The 16707-nt window shown below is 35.8% G+C and carries 21 protein-coding genes and 1 tRNA gene; 18 read left to right on the top strand and 4 right to left on the bottom strand.

The window, feature by feature from the left end:
- Positions 1-46 precede the first annotated feature (46 nt).
- The 15 genes from A9G32_RS06505 to A9G32_RS06440 all read left to right on the top strand — a co-directional run bounded on the left by A9G32_RS06505 (position 47) and on the right by A9G32_RS06440 (position 11591).
- Positions 47-688 (top strand): phage baseplate assembly protein V, encoded by a 642-nt coding sequence (locus tag A9G32_RS06505; protein WP_065590160.1) that lies wholly within the window; start codon positions 47-49, stop codon positions 686-688.
- A complete protein-coding gene (locus A9G32_RS06500; RefSeq protein ID WP_065590159.1) occupies positions 685-1038 on the top strand; it encodes a GPW/gp25 family protein in 354 nt (117 codons plus the stop codon). Before A9G32_RS06505 ends, A9G32_RS06500 begins: the two co-directional genes overlap by 4 nt.
- Positions 1026-1937: a baseplate J/gp47 family protein gene (locus A9G32_RS06495; RefSeq protein WP_065590158.1), complete on the top strand. Its 912-nt coding sequence runs from the start codon at positions 1026-1028 to the stop codon at positions 1935-1937. Before A9G32_RS06500 ends, A9G32_RS06495 begins: the two co-directional genes overlap by 13 nt.
- Entirely contained in the window at positions 1927-2616 is a 690-nt protein-coding gene (locus A9G32_RS06490) for a phage tail protein I (protein WP_065590157.1), read from the top strand. Before A9G32_RS06495 ends, A9G32_RS06490 begins: the two co-directional genes overlap by 11 nt.
- Positions 2613-3566 (top strand): phage tail protein, encoded by a 954-nt coding sequence (locus tag A9G32_RS06485; RefSeq protein ID WP_065590156.1) that lies wholly within the window; start codon positions 2613-2615, stop codon positions 3564-3566. The genes A9G32_RS06490 and A9G32_RS06485 overlap by 4 nt, the downstream gene beginning before the upstream one ends.
- Before the next feature lie 2 nt (positions 3567-3568).
- Entirely contained in the window at positions 3569-4018 is a 450-nt protein-coding gene (locus A9G32_RS06480; protein ID WP_065590155.1) for a tail fiber assembly protein, read from the top strand.
- Between the two features lie 135 nt (positions 4019-4153).
- Entirely contained in the window at positions 4154-5329 is a 1176-nt protein-coding gene (locus A9G32_RS06475; RefSeq protein ID WP_065590154.1) for a phage tail sheath protein, read from the top strand.
- A 15-nt stretch (positions 5330-5344) separates the two neighbouring features.
- Positions 5345-5857 carry a phage major tail tube protein gene (locus A9G32_RS06470; protein WP_065590153.1) on the top strand — a complete coding sequence of 171 codons (513 nt, stop codon included), beginning with the start codon at positions 5345-5347 and terminating at the stop codon, positions 5855-5857.
- Between the two features lie 68 nt (positions 5858-5925).
- Positions 5926-6225, top strand: coding sequence for a phage tail assembly protein (locus A9G32_RS06465; RefSeq protein ID WP_065574048.1), 300 nt, complete (start codon positions 5926-5928; stop codon positions 6223-6225).
- Positions 6189-6353: a GpE family phage tail protein gene (locus tag A9G32_RS12580; RefSeq protein WP_442902644.1), complete on the top strand. Its 165-nt coding sequence runs from the start codon at positions 6189-6191 to the stop codon at positions 6351-6353. Before A9G32_RS06465 ends, A9G32_RS12580 begins: the two co-directional genes overlap by 37 nt.
- Positions 6346-9312, top strand: a complete 2967-nt coding sequence (locus A9G32_RS06460; RefSeq protein ID WP_065590152.1) for a phage tail tape measure protein — start codon at positions 6346-6348, stop codon at positions 9310-9312. Before A9G32_RS12580 ends, A9G32_RS06460 begins: the two co-directional genes overlap by 8 nt.
- Position 9313: 1 nt before the next feature.
- A complete protein-coding gene (locus tag A9G32_RS06455) occupies positions 9314-9730 on the top strand; it encodes a phage tail protein (RefSeq protein WP_065590151.1) in 417 nt (138 codons plus the stop codon).
- Positions 9727-10800, top strand: a complete 1074-nt coding sequence (locus tag A9G32_RS06450) for a phage late control D family protein (protein WP_065590150.1) — start codon at positions 9727-9729, stop codon at positions 10798-10800. Before A9G32_RS06455 ends, A9G32_RS06450 begins: the two co-directional genes overlap by 4 nt.
- 63 nt (positions 10801-10863) lie before the next feature.
- The gene (locus tag A9G32_RS06445; RefSeq protein WP_065590149.1) at positions 10864-11091 is read left to right on the top strand and encodes an ogr/Delta-like zinc finger family protein; all 228 of its coding nucleotides are present in this window, start codon (positions 10864-10866) and stop codon (positions 11089-11091) included.
- A 299-nt stretch (positions 11092-11390) separates the two neighbouring features.
- Positions 11391-11591, top strand: coding sequence for a hypothetical protein (locus tag A9G32_RS06440; protein WP_065590148.1), 201 nt, complete (start codon positions 11391-11393; stop codon positions 11589-11591).
- Positions 11592-11750: 159 nt separating this feature from the next.
- Here the strand turns inward: A9G32_RS06440 and A9G32_RS06435 are convergent.
- The 4 genes from A9G32_RS06435 to mobH form a co-directional block, all read right to left on the bottom strand.
- A tRNA-Met gene (locus tag A9G32_RS06435) sits at positions 11751-11819 on the bottom strand.
- Positions 11820-12038: 219 nt separating this feature from the next.
- On the bottom strand, positions 12039-12686 hold the full coding sequence (locus tag A9G32_RS06430) for a site-specific integrase (RefSeq protein WP_065590147.1): 648 nt from the start codon (positions 12684-12686) through the stop codon (positions 12039-12041).
- On the bottom strand, positions 12680-12997 hold the full coding sequence (locus A9G32_RS06425) for a phage integrase SAM-like domain-containing protein (RefSeq protein ID WP_065590146.1): 318 nt from the start codon (positions 12995-12997) through the stop codon (positions 12680-12682). Before A9G32_RS06425 ends, A9G32_RS06430 begins: the two co-directional genes overlap by 7 nt.
- A 26-nt stretch (positions 12998-13023) precedes the next feature.
- Positions 13024-14874, bottom strand: a complete 1851-nt coding sequence (gene mobH, locus A9G32_RS06420; RefSeq protein ID WP_065590145.1) for a MobH family relaxase — start codon at positions 14872-14874, stop codon at positions 13024-13026.
- Between the two features lie 370 nt (positions 14875-15244).
- Between mobH and A9G32_RS06415 the strand changes: the two genes are divergently transcribed.
- The 3 genes from A9G32_RS06415 (at position 15245) to A9G32_RS06405 (ending at position 16533) form a co-directional block, all read left to right on the top strand.
- Positions 15245-15709 carry an STY4534 family ICE replication protein gene (locus A9G32_RS06415; RefSeq protein WP_065590144.1) on the top strand — a complete coding sequence of 155 codons (465 nt, stop codon included), beginning with the start codon at positions 15245-15247 and terminating at the stop codon, positions 15707-15709.
- A 166-nt stretch (positions 15710-15875) separates the two neighbouring features.
- The gene (locus tag A9G32_RS06410; RefSeq protein WP_065590143.1) at positions 15876-16253 is read left to right on the top strand and encodes a HigA family addiction module antitoxin; all 378 of its coding nucleotides are present in this window, start codon (positions 15876-15878) and stop codon (positions 16251-16253) included.
- On the top strand, positions 16243-16533 hold the full coding sequence (locus tag A9G32_RS06405) for a type II toxin-antitoxin system RelE family toxin (protein ID WP_065583136.1): 291 nt from the start codon (positions 16243-16245) through the stop codon (positions 16531-16533). Before A9G32_RS06410 ends, A9G32_RS06405 begins: the two co-directional genes overlap by 11 nt.
- Positions 16534-16707 lie beyond the last annotated feature (174 nt).

The following is a 16707-nucleotide window of genomic DNA, read 5'->3' as shown; positions in this document are numbered from 1 at the left end:
AGTCGATAAGCTTTATTGTTTACCTATAAATAATAATGATAGCGCTATGCAAAATTATCACCCTGCCGACCTAGTCGATATATTACGAAAAATTGAAAACCTGATCCGCCAAGGCGTTGTTTGTCAAACCAAAGGCGATCGGGTAAAAGTGCGTTCTGGCAAATTGGTTACTGCCTGGTTACCATGGTTTACTCACCGTGCAGGTAAAAGCCGATCGTGGTGGCGCCCTTCTATTGGTGAACAGGTTTTTATATTAAGTCCAAATGGTAATCTTGAACTTGGTTGCGTATTACCAAGCCTTTATTGTAATGATAACCCTGCGCCATCAACTTCAGAAGATGCTTATTTAGTAACATTTCCAGACGGTGCAACATTTGAATATGAACCGAAAAACAGCAGTTTAACCATAAAAGGCATAAAAACTGCTGTTATTGAAGCAAGTGAACAAATCACCGCTAAAGCGGGTACCAAAATCCACCTTGATACACCACTTGTTGAATGTAGTGATCATGTGACATTTAAATCATTTAGCGCAACAGGTGGCAGTGCTAGCGGTAATACTGGTGTATTAACTGGAAACGTAATTCATCAGCAAGGCAAATTGTCATCAAACGGGGTTGTACTTGATACGCATAAACATAATGGAGTCAAAGCTGGTGGCGATCTAACTGGGGGACCTCAAAAATGAGTTATATCGGAATGAATTGCCAGAACGGTCGAACTATTACTGATATGGATCACATTAATCAATCAGTTAAAGATATTTTAACAACACCGATAGGCTCACGCGTAGAACGCCGTGATTATGGTTCATTTTTATTTTTGCTTTTAGACAACCCAAACACCGAAGCAACCAGATTGCGTGTCATTTCAGCGACAGTCATGGCATTAAATCAATGGGAACCACGTATAAAACTAGATGCTGTAGACGTTTTTGCCGATAAAGAAAAACTGATAATGCAATTAACAGGCTCACGCACAGACAAACCTAATCAAACTTTTACCAGTGATATAGAGATCGCAACATGGCCACGTTAACTGATTTATCAAAACTACCTGCACCAGATATTATCGAGTCACTAGACTTTGAAGCTTTATTTGCTCAACGTAAAGAAAAGTTTATATCGCTATATCCAGCAGATCAACAAAATGAAGTGGCAAAAACATTGCAATATGAAAGTGAGCCAATCGTTAAGCTACTACAAGAAAGCACGTATTATGAGTTAATTATACGCCAGCGTATAAACGAAGCATCGCACGCATTAATGATTGCCCACGCTAAAGGCAATGACTTAGATAATCTAGGGGCTAACTTTCATGTTTATCGCTTAATCATTCAGCACGAAGATAATACAGTCACGCCATCAATCCCCGAAATAAAAGAATCAGATAGCGATTTTAGAATGCGAATTCAAGCCGCATTTGAAGGTTTATCCGTTGCTGGTCCTCGTGCCGCTTATGAGTTTTATGCTCGCAGTGCTGACGGTCGAGTATTAGATGCCGCCGCCGAAAGCCCCGCACCTGCTTGCGTAACTCTCGCCATTCTATCTCGTGAGAATAATGGTATAGCCAGTAGCGATCTTATTCGTATTGTTGCCGATGCTGTCAATCAAGATAATCGTCGCCCTATTGCCGATCGTGTCACGGTTAAATCAGTCACCCTGATTGAGTATGAAATAAAAGCCAAGCTTTATTTATATCCTGGTCCCGAATCGGAACCAATCAAAAAAGCGGCTACCAAAAATTTGCAAGAGTATATAACCGAAAAACACCGCATTGGACGTAGAATTAATCGCAGTGCAATAATTTCAGCATTACATGTTGCTGGCGTTCAACGTGTCGAATTACTACAACCTGCACAAGATATATTAATCAATCGAGAACAAGCCAGTTATTGCACAAATTATCACGTTGAGGTTGCCGGTTATGACGAATAGGACGCTATTACCACCATCTGCCACTCAACTTGAAAAAAATCTATCACAAGCTATGATTTGTGATCCACCTATTCATTTACGTTCACTTTGGGACCCAAAAACTTGCCCATTCGAACTATTACCCTATTTAGCTTGGCAATATAGTGTTGATCGCTGGGATGAAAACTGGCCAGAACAAACAAAACGCAAAGTTATTGCTGAAGCATTCGAAATTCACAAACTAAAAGGTACCAAGGAAGCCATTCGCCGTGCAGTTGAACCATTTGGTTATTTGATAAATGTTATCGAATGGTGGCAAAACAGCAAAACACCTGGCACATTTGCAATTGAAATTGGTATATCAGATAAGGGTATTACCGATGAATCTTACCAAGAGTTAAGCCGTATCATTGATGATGTTAAACCTGTCTCACGGCATTTATCAGGTTTATCACTGCAACTGGTAACAAGCGGTAGCACAACAATAGGAGCCAGTTGTTATGATGGGAACACATTAAATATCTACCCGTATATTACCCAAACCATCCATACAACAACAAAACGCCATTTAGGTGCAACAATTCATTGTATTAATACACTTAATGTTTATCCCTATATTACAGATACGATTTCTACTTCATCTAAGCGCCACTTAAGCGTGGCTATACATTTTATCGACACAATGAGAATAAAACCATGAGTCAAACATACTATACAATATTAACAAAACTAGGGGCGGAACTTTTAGCCAATGCAACCGCTTTAGGAGTCCCACTAAAATTAACCAGTATTGCAGTTGGTGATGGTAATGGTTCAATACCTAAACCCACCGCCACTCAAACCGCACTTGTTAACGAAGTACGTCGTGCGGCAATTAATGTACTTTCTGTTGATAAAAACAATCCTAATCAAATCATTGCTGAACAAGTTATACCCGAAACGGAGGGAGGTTGGTTTATTCACGAAGTGGGTCTCTATGATGATAAAGGCAATTTAATAGCTGTGGGTAATTGTCCTTCAACCTATAAGCCAAAACTTGCCGAAGGTAGTGGCAGAACACAAATTATCAGAATGATTATTGTTGTTGATAATGTTGATTCTGTGGCAATAAAAATCGATCCATCTGTTGTGTTGGCAACTCGTGAATATGTTGACGAGGGTATAAAAAAGCATGTACCAATCACACGCAAAATTAATAACAAGGAATTAAAGCAAGACATCGTTTTAAATGCTGTCGATATTAATGCATTACCAGCCGTAAAAAAAATGGATGGGAAAAAATCTATTTATGAAATAAGTGAACCATCGGTATTTAAAAACCGACCTTTTTTTAATAACTCAGAAATAATCACACTTAGTGATTTTAATACCTCCTTTACTAAAAATGGTTACATTAAATTACCTAATGGGCTATTTGTTCAATGGGGGCTAGCACAATATGCATCAGCAAAAGGACAGGAGGGAGATATTGTGCCATTTTATATAACATTCCCAAATGTATGCATGTCAATTATAACAAGCGATGGATACGCTGGCGTCAATTCTACTGCTGCTAATCCAATATCTAAATCACATTTCAAATGCTGGTGTAAAAGCCCATTGGGTGCGTATGCGGACACTGGATTTTTTTACATAGCTATAGGATTCTAAACATGAAACATTTTTACAGTCATACAACACAATCATTTTATATAGATGAAATTAATCATGAAATCCCTGTTGATTCTATTGAAATCACAGCTGAACAGCATGACGAATTATATAACGCAATGAGCAAAGGTTGCGTTATATTTAATGATTTAACGTACTCTGATCCTAAACCTTCTCCTTTTCATAAATGGAATGAAAAAACAAAAAAATGGGTTGAAGATATTAATAAGCGTAATCAACATTTTTATGAGAAAAATACAATTACAAAAAATACATTAATCAATGAAGCCAACGAAAAAATAGCAGTGCTTCAAGATACCATTGATCTTGATATGCAAGAAGCAAACGAAGAAGAACAACTTAAGCAATGGAAAAAATACCGGATCTTGTTAATGCGTGTCGATATTAACCAGTCTGATATAAATTGGCCTGAAAAACCAAACGTTACTTAAAATATCGATGTTAGTTGTTCAACTTGTAAAAACAAAATCTACAACCTGAACAACTAACACCATTTTTTTTAATGTGCAACTATCTCCGTACATTTATTTTATAACCTTACATATGTAAACTGCTACGGAGATCTTATGGCCAACGATTACCATCACGGCGTCCGAGTTATCGAAATTAATGAAGGTGCACGAGCAATCAGAACAGTATCAACGGCTGTCATTGGCATTGTGTGTACCAGCGATGATGCGGACGCTAACCACTTTCCACTTAATACACCGATTTTAATTACCAACGTTAATTCTGTAATTGGTAAAGCGGGTTCACAAGGCACGCTAAAACCAACACTTGAAGCCATTGCGGATCAGTGTTCACCCGTTATTGTTGCTGTGCGTGTTGAAACAGGTGCGACAGAAGCCGACACAACGGCAAATATCATTGGTACAACAACAAACGACGGCAAATATACTGGCATGAAAGCCCTGCTTTCAGCGCAAACCCAACTTAAAGTTAAACCTCGTATTTTGGGTGTACCGGGTTACGATTCGTTACCAGTTGCAACCGCATTAATATCGCTAGCACAAAAATTGCGTGCATTTTGTTATTTATCAGCTTACGGAGCAAAAACCAAAGAAGATGCAGTACTTTATCGTGATCAACTTGGCGCCCGTGAAGCCATGGTGATTTGGCCTGATTTTATTGGTTTTGATACAACACAAAAACAAAATGTCACATTGGCCGCAACTGCTAGGGCCATTGGTTTGCGTGCCAAAATCGACCAACAGGTCGGCTGGCATAAAACATTATCAAATGTCACCGTTAATGGTGTAACGGGTATTTCTCATGATGTCTTTTGGGATTTGCAAGAAGAAAGCTCTGATTCAAATTACCTAAACGAACATGAAGTAACCACATTAATTTGTAACCAAGGTTACCGCTTTTGGGGATCTCGCACATGTTCCGCTGATAACCTATTTGCATTTGAAAACTATACACGAACAGCACAAGTATTGGCCGACACAATCGCCGAAGCACAATTTGCCTTAGTCGATGCGCCAATGCATGCATCATTAATTAAAGACTTAGTCGAATCCATCAACAATAAATTCCGTGAATTAAAATCGAACGGTTACATTGTTGATGGCAAAGCATGGTTTGATCCAGAAGCGAACACACCAGACATTCTAAAAGCGGGTAAGCTCTATATTGATTACGACTACACCCCAGTACCACCATTAGAAAACCTTATGTTACGCCAGCGCATTACTGACAAGTATTTGGTCGATCTGGCTGATTCGGTAGCAACTAATTAAGCGGAGATCAACTAAATGGCTTTACCTAAAAAACTCAAATACTTTAACGTTTATGTTAACGGTACATCTTATATCGGTCAGGTCGAATCATTTACGCCACCGAAATTAACTCGCAAGCTTGAAAATTTCCGCGGCGGTGGTATGCCAGGTTCTGCTCCTATCGATCTTGGTTATGACGATGACGCCTTAGTTGTGGAGTGGTCAATCGGCGGCTTAGCATACGAAGTGCTAAAACAACATGGTGGGTTATTAAATGGTGTTAAATTACGCTTTGCGGGTGCTTACCAAAAAGATGATAGTGAGGATTTCACTAAAGTCGAAATTATTATGACTGGGCGGCACAAAGAACAAGATCGCGGCGAACTCAAACAAGGCGAAAGTAACTCGACTAAGATTACAACACACTGCACCTACTATAAGGAAGTTATTGACAACGAAGAAACCGCAGAAATCGATTATATCAATATGATAGATAAAATTGGCGGAAAAGATCGTTTAAAACAAGCACGCCACGCCATCGGAATTTAATAAATCAACAAACATAGCCCGCAAGGGCTATCACAATTATCAATAAAATTATTATGAGGGTAAAAGTTATGCAAAACACACAACAAGTTAAATTAAAATCAGGCTTACAATCAGGTAAAACAACTATTACTGAATTAACAATACGCAAACCTTTAACGGGTGATCTTCGTGGAGTAAAATTGGTCGATTTTATCGAGCTAGATATTGATTCACTAGCAAAAGTACTACCACGCATTGCAACTCCAGCAATTGCTGAACATGAAGTTTTCAATTTAGATTTAATTGACCTTTCCGAAATAACAAAAGTAATTGCTGGTTTTTTGTCAGAGAAATCGAACAATGCAACAACGGGATCCCAAACCGAGTAGAAGATGCTATAGCGGATATTGCTTCAATATTTCATTGGCAACCATCAGCTATGTATGAGTTTACATTATCCGAACTAATGGAATGGCGGGAACAAGCCCGCCTAAGAAGCGGTTCAACTGATGAATGATTTACAATTAAAAATTACGTTAAACGGCATAGATAAAACAAGTCGGCCGCTTCGCAATATAAAAGGCGGTGCAAAAGGACTTGCTCAACAAATTAAAGAAACAAAAGAAAAACTATCACAACTAAATGATCTTCAAAAAAATCTTGATGGTTTTGCCAAATTAAAGCAACAAGTTAAAGATTCACGAAAAGCATTTAATGATGCTCGGGATAAAGTAAAATTACTTTCTGAACAATTTACTAATACATCGTCATCAACAAAAAAAATGAGGCGAGAGTTAGAAAAAGCAAAAAAAGAAGCTAATAAATTAAAAGACTCATTTATTTCATTAGCCTCTAAACAAAGAAGGCAATATACCGAATTCATAAGGGCAGGAATTAGTACCAAAAATATAATAAATCATCAGGAAACCTTAAAATCAAAAATTGTAGCTACTACACAAGCGCTTGAACAACAAAATTTAAAATGGGATAAATACAATACTCACTTAAAAAAGTTGAATAATATCCGTGCAAAATATGACACAGGTATGCAACGAGTTGCCATACTAGGCGGTGTTGGCTATGGAGCCTTATCAACAGGGCGAACCGTAGCAAGAGGCATGAAGAATATATTAGGTGTAGGCTACCAATTTGATGCCAGCATGAGTGCAACCCAAGCAGTAACAAGAATTGATGACAAAAACGATCCTCGTATGTTAGCGCTAAGAAAACAAGCACGAGAATTGCCATTAGTCTCTAAATTTACCGATAGCGAAGTTGCTCAAGGACAATATTTCTTAGGAAGAACGGGATATAACCCAGATCAAATATTAAAAGCAATGCCTGGCATGCTGAATCTATCCGCCGCTGGTGATGTTGATCTCGGCACTACAGCTGATATTGCATCAAACATTCAAATGGCTATGGGATTACCTGCAGAAAAAATGGATCACGTTGCTGATGTTCTAACGGCCATGTTTACTCGCAATAATGTTGATATTCCTATGCTAGGCGAATCCCTAAAATATAGCGCAGGAGTTGGAGCTAGCTTTGGACAAAGCTTAGAGACTATTTCAACACTAACAGCTGTAATGGGTAATGCAGGTATTCAAGGAAGTCAAGCAGGTACAACATTACGTCAAATTTTAGTGCGGCTTGGCACATCGAATGCTGTAGCAAAACTGGGCGTTAAAGTTGCCGATAAAAACGGCAATATGCGTGATGTTATTGATATCATGTCAGAAATATCTGAAGCCACCAAACACATGGGCAATGTACAACGAGCCCAAATAAATAAACAAATTGCAGGGCAAATTGGTTTAACTGGATTTGAAGTTTTGCTAACTCAAGCATCAACAGGCTTTTTGAAAAAAATGCGTGGAGAGCAAGGGGAATATGATGGCGAAGCAGCCAGAGTTGCAAAAACAAAACTCGACAATTTAGCTGGTGATATGACAATGCTACATGCCGCATTTGAAAACATTAGCGTTGAACTATTCGAAAAAAACAATGACTGGCTACGATCTGCCATCCAAGGCTTAACTAAATTTTTGCACGGTATTGGTGAATTTCTAAAAAAACATCCCGCATTAAGTAAGGCCTTGGTTGTTATTGGCGCAGGACTTGCAGCAATCACCACGGCATTTGGCGCATTTGCAATAATGCTAATGAGTGTATTTGGTCCAATGTTGATGACCCGATTTATATTATCACGATTAGGATTGTCTCTGGGTGGTTTCTTCACTAAAACAAACATAGCTAGCGGAGGATTGAAAGCGCTTGGACGTGCTTTACTTGCAATAGCGGGGTCACCGATAAAAACCTTTGGAGCCGCTTTAAAAGGCTTAGGGTTCATATTTACTTCTGTTGGTCGCGCTTTTTTATTTACTCCAATCGGGTTGGCAATTACGGCAATAATTGCTGTTATTGTTATTGCCGCATTAGTAATTCGTAAATACTGGGAGCCAATTAAAGCTTGGTTTATTGGATTTTGGGAGGGATTGAAAGAATCATTATCACCCGTAGTTGAAGAATTTTCATATCTTGAACCGTTTGTTACAACAATCGGAGATGGATTTAAATGGCTTGGAGAAAAAATAAGCGGCTTAATAAATTGGTTTTGTGATCTATTTAAACCCGTAGAATTAACAAAAGAAGAGTTTCAAAAAACAAAAGAAGCGGGTAAATCTTTTGGCAACACCATAGGAACTGCAATTAAATCATTAATTTGGTTATTTAAAAAACTACAGGAGATAATTGTAAATACAATTAAAGACTTATTTTCAATACCTCAAAAAATTGGGGAATTAGCAAAAAAAATAGAAGAAACGCTTACCGGAGAAGGAAACTTCTTTAATAAATTTACAAAAATCGGATCTTATATTGCTGATGGTTTAATTGATGGGGTTAATAACAAATATGGAAATATCAAAGTAACAATGTCAAATCTTGGCACCAATATTAGCAACTGGTTTAAAAGTACTTTAGATATTCACTCGCCATCCAGAGTTTTTGCTAAGTTTGGCGGTTATACTATCGACGGCTATATACACGGCATTGAACATAACCAAAGCGATGCGTTCCGCTCAATGAGTCAACTAGGGAAAAGCATCAGTAACCGATTTAAAAATACATTAGACATTCACTCCCCTTCTCGTTTGTTTGCAAAATTTGGAGGACACACGGTTGATGGGTATGTTAACGGTATTGAAAGAAATCAAAATGACGCAATACAAAGTGTTGGCCAACTTGCAAACAACATAATAACCACAGGATCACAACTTTCAAGCGGTGTTATCGTAGATAATCGTCGTCCTATTAGCGGTACTTCTAGTGTATCACCACAATATTACATAACAATAAATGCCACCCCAAGCATGAATGAACAAGAATTAGCACGTTGTGTGGCTAAAGAGATAGAACGACGTGAACGCAATCAATCAGCACGCTACAGATCAAGTTTAAGGGATATCGATTAATATGATGATGTGTTATGGCTTATTTGTTTTCAGCTTAAAAACAATACCGTATCAGACTGCGGAAGAAAATAAAGATTGGCGGTTTCCGGCAAATTCACGTGTAAATCAGCGTTCAGCATTACAATTTATTGGCCGTGATAACGAAACAATAACCTTATCTGGCGTATTGTATCCAGAATTAACAGGGGGTAGATTAAGTTTAGCCGTTTTAGAAAGAATGGCCGACCTTGGTTACTCATGGCCATTAATAGAAGGTACAAGCATACCACTTGGCTTCTTCGTCATGACCAATTTAAAAAAAACAAAAACAGAATTTTTTAAAGATGGTGCACCACGCAAAATTGAATTCACTATATCACTAACAAAAGTTGACCCTCCAGACTGGTTACCTTTCGCGGATATTATAGGAATGATATGAAACAACCAACCTACACAATTACTATTGATAACAAAGATATTACATCTAACTTTGATAAACGTCTTATCTCGATGCAAATTACTGATAATCGAGGGTTAGATGCTGACACCATATCTATTGAACTAGACGATAGCGACGGCAAACTTGAACTACCAAAGCGAGGAGTTCAAATTAGCGTATCACTAGGCTGGGTTAATGATAACGTCATTTTACAAAATATCTTCACCATTGACGAATGCGAGCATTCAGGAACGCCCGACGTATTATCAATTCGTGGTAAAAGCGCCAATTTGCGTGACTCACTAAACGAAAAACGCGAAAAAAGCTACTCCGACACAACACTTGGGGCAATAACCGAAGAAATTGCAAAACGGCACGATCTGCTGTTCAGGATAGATAAAAGTATAGAGCATGAACACATTGCCCATATAGACCAAACCAACGAATCTGATGCTTCATTTTTAACACGCCTATACAACGATTTTAATGCCGCTGTAACATTAAAAAACGGCATGCTGATTATTTTCAAAAAAGGATTGGCAAAAACGGTAAATGGTCAAGACATCCCGACAACAACAATTACCCGCAAACTTGGCGACCAGCACCGCTTTGCTATTGCCGATAGAAATGCTTACACGGGTGTAAAAGCTTATTGGATTGACTACCGCCAACAGAAAAAACAGCAAACCAAAGCGACTCGAAAAACAAAAAACAAAAACAACCAAACAAACAAAGATGAAAATGGCGTGCTAGTCGGCGCCGATGGAAATGTAAAAATATTACGGCACACATACGCATCAAAACAAAATGCTTACCGAGCGGCTCGTAATGAATGGTACAAATTACAACGTGGTGCATCACAATTTAGCATCACCCTTGCCGAAGGACGCCCTGACATTTACCCAGAAATGCCAACGTCAGTCGAAGGATTTAAAAAGGAAATCGACTCAACACTATGGACAATAACCCGATGCACGCACAGCTTAGACACAAACAGCGGTTATACCACTTATGTTGAACTCGAAATTAAATTAGAAGATGACGAAAAACCTAAAGAAGAAAATGAATAACACTGGATTTAATTAAAAGTTAATATAAAATTAACTAAAAATTAAAAAAGAGGTAAAGTATCGATGAAATGCCCACACTGTAAACTAAAAGCCGTTATTCGCTCAAGTGAAGCGTTATCCGAATTAACCAGAAAACAATATTATCAGTGTTCAAATATATTTTGTGGCCATACCTTTACAGCGATGCAATCAATATCAGAAACAATTGTACCGAGTAACTGCCCCAACCCAAATGTAAAAATACCTTTTTCACAAAATATAAGAACGCAGAAAGAACAAACTATTAATTAAAAACTATAAGCCCAACTTTATTATGTTGACTAACACGCTTTTTTTCATGTATATTAAAACCACGTTAGCAAAATCTAACATCAGGATTGGCGTCCTGCATTATTCCACAAGCGCATAGCCGCTAAAAGCGGTATTTTTATGCCTATAATCTAGTTGTACCTATTCAATGGTGAGCTGGATAAGGGAGCCGAAAGGCTCGCCGTATTCTTGTGGAGCGGTACGCCAACCTTGTTCAGTTCACCTCCAGTATTGGCGTGCTGTTGGTGATTAAATAAATTTACTCCACAAGGAATTCAATCATGAAACATCAGATTTTAAACATTGCATCTTCAAATGATATTGTTCAATTAAACTTAGATAGCTTTGCAAAACTCGAACAAGCTGAACTACTCGCCCGATTTTTATTAAATTCAAATCATATCAATAAAAACGAATTCATTATTGCGGTGAGTTGTATCGCTGATCTACTCTATAATGTCATGGCGCAAGCAAAATTATAAAATACTAGAATTATTAGTATTAAAGCTCACCTAGTGGGCTTTATTTTTTTAATAATAGTAATAAAAAATTTAACCGCCATTTTACCGCCACTTAATAAAATTGACTGATTTTCATAATGTGATTTTTAAATGTAAGCTTTTGATTATATTGATTTAGAGTGGTGGCCCCTACTGGACTTGAACCAGTGACCAATCGATTATGAGTCGAATCAACCAACTAATTGATTTTAATATTTAATTAATTTCTACGTATTAATAAATCTCATAATAGAGGGATAGATATTGTTAACAAATAATAAATAAATTAAAAATTTTGTCAACATTAATAATCATCCATTATTGTATGTATTACTACTAGTATTCTATATCAATTACATTGAATACTAATAGTAAGCCATTATTGAATAATTTTAATGATCAATAAACAATTATTTATATAATTACCCATTATTTTAATTGATTAAAATGCTCATCTAAACAAGATCTTAATTGATCATGATCTGTTACTATATACTCTAATGTTGTTGACAACGATGAATGCCCTAATAGCTCCTTTACTAATGTTACATTTCGATCTGGCTGTTTCATCAGATTTGTTGCTAATGTATGCCTGAATCGATGCGGACTAACTTTAACATTGCAAACTTTTGATAATCGCTGAAAAAACGCATCTATTCGATCAAAATTCATTTCTTTGTAATAATCACATTTATCATTTTTAAAATGATAAATATTAAATAGCTGCATGGTCGTTTTTTTATTTAACATCTTTAATTGTTTCTTTAATTCAACAATATCTTGAAAAACATCGTCAATCAGAGGAATTTCTCTTTCGTTATGGGTTTTCGAACCCTCTTCTCTTAAAAAAAGTTTTTTATCTTTATCATTAATATCACAAATACGAATATGCAACAATTGATTACGTCGAATACCCGTATACTGCAAAATTTTAATCAGTGTTATCCAAAATTGGGCGGGATAACAAAAATCTCTTGGTGATTCTTTTAGCTGTTTTTCTTTAAGAAAACTTAAACAAATATCAATATCTGCTTGTGATATAGTCTTTTTAGCTTTCTTTCCTGGTTTTATTAACATCTTATCAAATGGATTTTTTTTTGAATAACTAAGCCTTGTTCTATACCAAATCCCATTAACGCTTTAAAATGACGACAATAACTATTCCACGTTACATGTTTACATTGTCTGACCTCCAAAATATGGCTTCTAAAGTTTGATACTGTTTTATGGTTAATTGAGTTAATATTTGTAAAATCACTATTAAAAAATCGAGTAAATGCTTCAATATACCTTCTATAATTATAGATAGTTTGTTTACGCAATTGTTTAAATTCTAGATATACTATGAGCAATTCCTGCCAAGATATTTTTTCTTTTTTTATTTCCATAAATACTCCTGATTCTCATTTTCTCACTAATTGTTTTTGTAAATATTAACATCATGAATTAATGTTAGATGTGGATTATCATGCAAATTATTCTCAATAGCAAATAATGGTTTGTTATCAATTAAATAACCTTTGATAAAAGTATGGCTTTTTCTTTTCCCAGAAATTAGGCACTTCCAGATATTAAATCCTTCATCACTGAATTTTGTATGAATTTTCAACTCTTGAAATTCACGTTGATATTGTTTCCAGTTACTATCATCATCATTACCATGTATATATAAACTATATTTTTTAAAAATTTTAGGAGTTATCATGAATATTTTACCATCAACAGTATGAATGCATGCATTTTGGTTATTAACAGGTAATTTTTTATCAATAATTTGACGTCTAACCCATTTAAAAAATGGGTGATTATAGATATCATCATTATCTAATGTGTTAGAAATACACTCATTTGAAATAGAAATATTATTATTTTTTAAATCATTTTCTCTTATTTGACGATCCTCTTTAAAATTGTCGCAATCATCATGATTATCAGCTATATCTACTTCAGATATCGCAGTATTTGTTTGTTCATTAGAAAATAGGTTCAATATTGTATCTTGCATTCTAGAAGCTTTGTCATCTACAGACTCAGATGCAATGTTTAATTTAGACTCTTCTTTAACCTCTTCCGTTGAAATATTATCACGTATGGAGTTAAGATCATCTGCTTCTGTTAACAGTGGAGTGATTGAACCCTTGAATGGTTCTGGAGCATTAGTAATATTATGAAAAGCAACATTAGCAGGTATACGGATAAGTGTTAATTTTTCAGCAATCCAACCACTCTCCTCAGATTCAATTTTACACGGCCAAATAGTTTTATCTTCATTTGCTATTGCTATCCCATGCTCTCTTAGTATATTAAATATTTTTGCATTATCAGTCGGTATATCAGTTATACCATTTTGCAACAAATTAGCTTTCATTTTATCGGTGAATGACTTACTGATAACCCAAACATCTTTCCCATCAAACCAGCCATCGCAAGCTTTTGGACCATTCAAAATTAATTCCGACTCAACTAAATACCTTATCGAAACTATCATTTTACTCATTAATGATACTGGTTTGCTCAGTATTTTTGTTGGATCTCCACCTAGATTATTCGATACAGAAAACATATCTGCTTTTTGTATAATTTCAGATAATACGCCAGCTTTTTCAGTGTGACCAGAACATAAACTTAAAAATGATTTAAATAATTCTGGGAATTGAGATAACCAAGTGATACTTTCATCTGGCAAAATTCGCTTAACCATTAGTGTAGCTGCACATGGATGAAGAGAATAATCTCTATCTTTTTTGTAATTAAACCGATATGGTAAAGCTAAATTACTTTGCCAGGGATACCAAATGTTACCGTCATTCATTTCAACATGAACATCTACAACAACTTTACCTATGTCATGTAACAATGCACCGTATACAACTGCAGCACTCCAAGCTTGAGCTTGTCTTGGAATATCTTCTGCGTTAGCTCCAAGTAAGTAAGATTGCCTCAACTTCAATGCATAATTTGCCACCTCAAGTCCGTGATCAATCATACCACCTGTATACGAATGATGGTGTGCCTCCGAAGCGGGCAGTAATTGCACTATTTCAACATAATTATTGATAACATCCATATATAATTTATTAAATCTTTGTTGATCAATTGATACTCGTTGCCAAATTAGTGAGATCAGCTTTTTTCGAGAAGGTGTATCAAGCAATTCTGTTGCCGATTTTGGAATATACCAGTCTTCCAATGATGATAAATTCTCATTAGTACTGATACTCTCATGTTTATTTTTAACAATTAACTTTTTTATGAAATGAAGCATAATCAATACAATTTTTAAAAACCTGTATGTTTATCAATATAAACTTGATGAACCATATTTAATATAGAAAAATAAATACTCATATTGCGAATTTTTACTTAATTAGTATAATTAGTTTGTTTCCGCTACTTTTAGTAGCAAGCAACGAGAAGATGATCGTTAATTCTCAGACATAGCCAGTAAAATGGTATGTTCCTTTTAATTAAGGTGATCACACACTAACAGCCAACAAACTCACTGTTTCTTGCAGGTTGGTAACATCTATTGGATGTTGAGTTCTTATTAACTTACCTTTTACTCACCCATAGGGGAATTTTATCCCTATCGGGCATAAATTCTCCTTTTTATTGACTTAATTTTGGAGAATATTATGACTAACTTAACTAATAACACAGTAACTAAACAATTTTTTGATTTACATACAACTGGAATTGGCTATTTAAACCGAATCCGTGAAGTTAAAGTCAAAAATGGTAAACCGTATTTATCATGTACAATCGCCGCACTGCGAGGAAATTGCCAAAACGCCGAATATACCTACATTAACTGTAACGTTACCGGTGAAAAAGCAAAAAGCTTAGTTGAAAAATGCATTGAAGCAAATAAAGCCAACAAAAAAATCTTAATCAGTTTTTGCGTCGGTGATATCTATGCTGAAACATTTACATACAGCACTGGAGTTAAAAAAGGAAATGTTGGAATCAATTTAAAAGCTCGATTACTAAAAATCTCCAGCATTAAAATTGATGGTGAACTTAAATATTCGGATAAAATCGAGCATTTAGAAAATCAAAGTGAACCTCAACATGATGAAGAACTCAGTAATGTTGCGTAACAATTAACAACTCAAAAAAGCAAGGAAACTTGCTTTTTTAATTGTTAAATCAGTTGCTTCAACTCTCCATTTGTGATGTAATTCATCACGGAAAAAGGCTTAAAAGTTTTGAACATAAAGGACTGGAACTTTTGAAACTAGTCCAACTAGAGGTATTGGAGCATTTATGGAAATGTTTAACCCTTCACATCCTGGTGAAATTTTATTAGACGAAATTTTACCTAATACATTAAATATGACTATTACTGATTTTGCTAAACATCTAGGTTTTTCACGTGAAACAATATCAAGAGTGTTACATGGTAAAGCCCCTATTTCGCCAACCCTAGCTTGGCGATTAGAACTAGCCGGAATTAGCACTGCAAGAATGTGGTTATCATTACAATCCCAGTATGATTTATGGCAAATTAAACATAAATCAAACCAACCGGAAATAATTCGTTTAGTTCCGTGTATTGACGAAGATGAAGATATTCTTAGAATTGCCGAAGATAGACTCAGAAACCCAGGTAAAATTATTGAGGTGAATGTGGATGACCTTTAAAGTCGTGTTCGATGAAAAGGCATTTAAAGAATGGAATAAATTAGATCGGAGTATACAGCTTCAATTTAAAAAAAAGTTAAAAAAACTTCAGATTAACCCTTATATTGAATCAGCTAAGTTAAGTGGTTCACTATCTGGGTGTTTCAAAATAAAATTGAGGTCGTCTGGATTCAGAATGGTCTATAAAGTTATTGATGAGCTTATTATTATCAAAGTGTTAGCGATAGGTAAGCGAGAATCTTTAAATGTTTACAACGATGCAAAGCAGCGCATTAATTAAATCGTTATACTAATTTTTTTCGCTACTTTTAGTAGCAAACAACGAGAGGATGATCGTTAATTCTCAGACATAGCCAGTAAAATGGTATGTTCCTTTTAATTAAGGTGATCACACACTAACAGCCAACAAACTCACTGTTTCTTGCAGGTTGGTAACATCTATTGGATGTTGAGT

This window comes from Gilliamella sp. Gris3-2 (assembly GCF_001690345.1).
GTDB lineage: Bacteria > Pseudomonadota > Gammaproteobacteria > Enterobacterales > Orbaceae > Gilliamella > Gilliamella bombi.
Note: the sequence above shows the minus strand (reverse complement) of the source record. Positions and strands in the feature narration are given on the sequence as shown.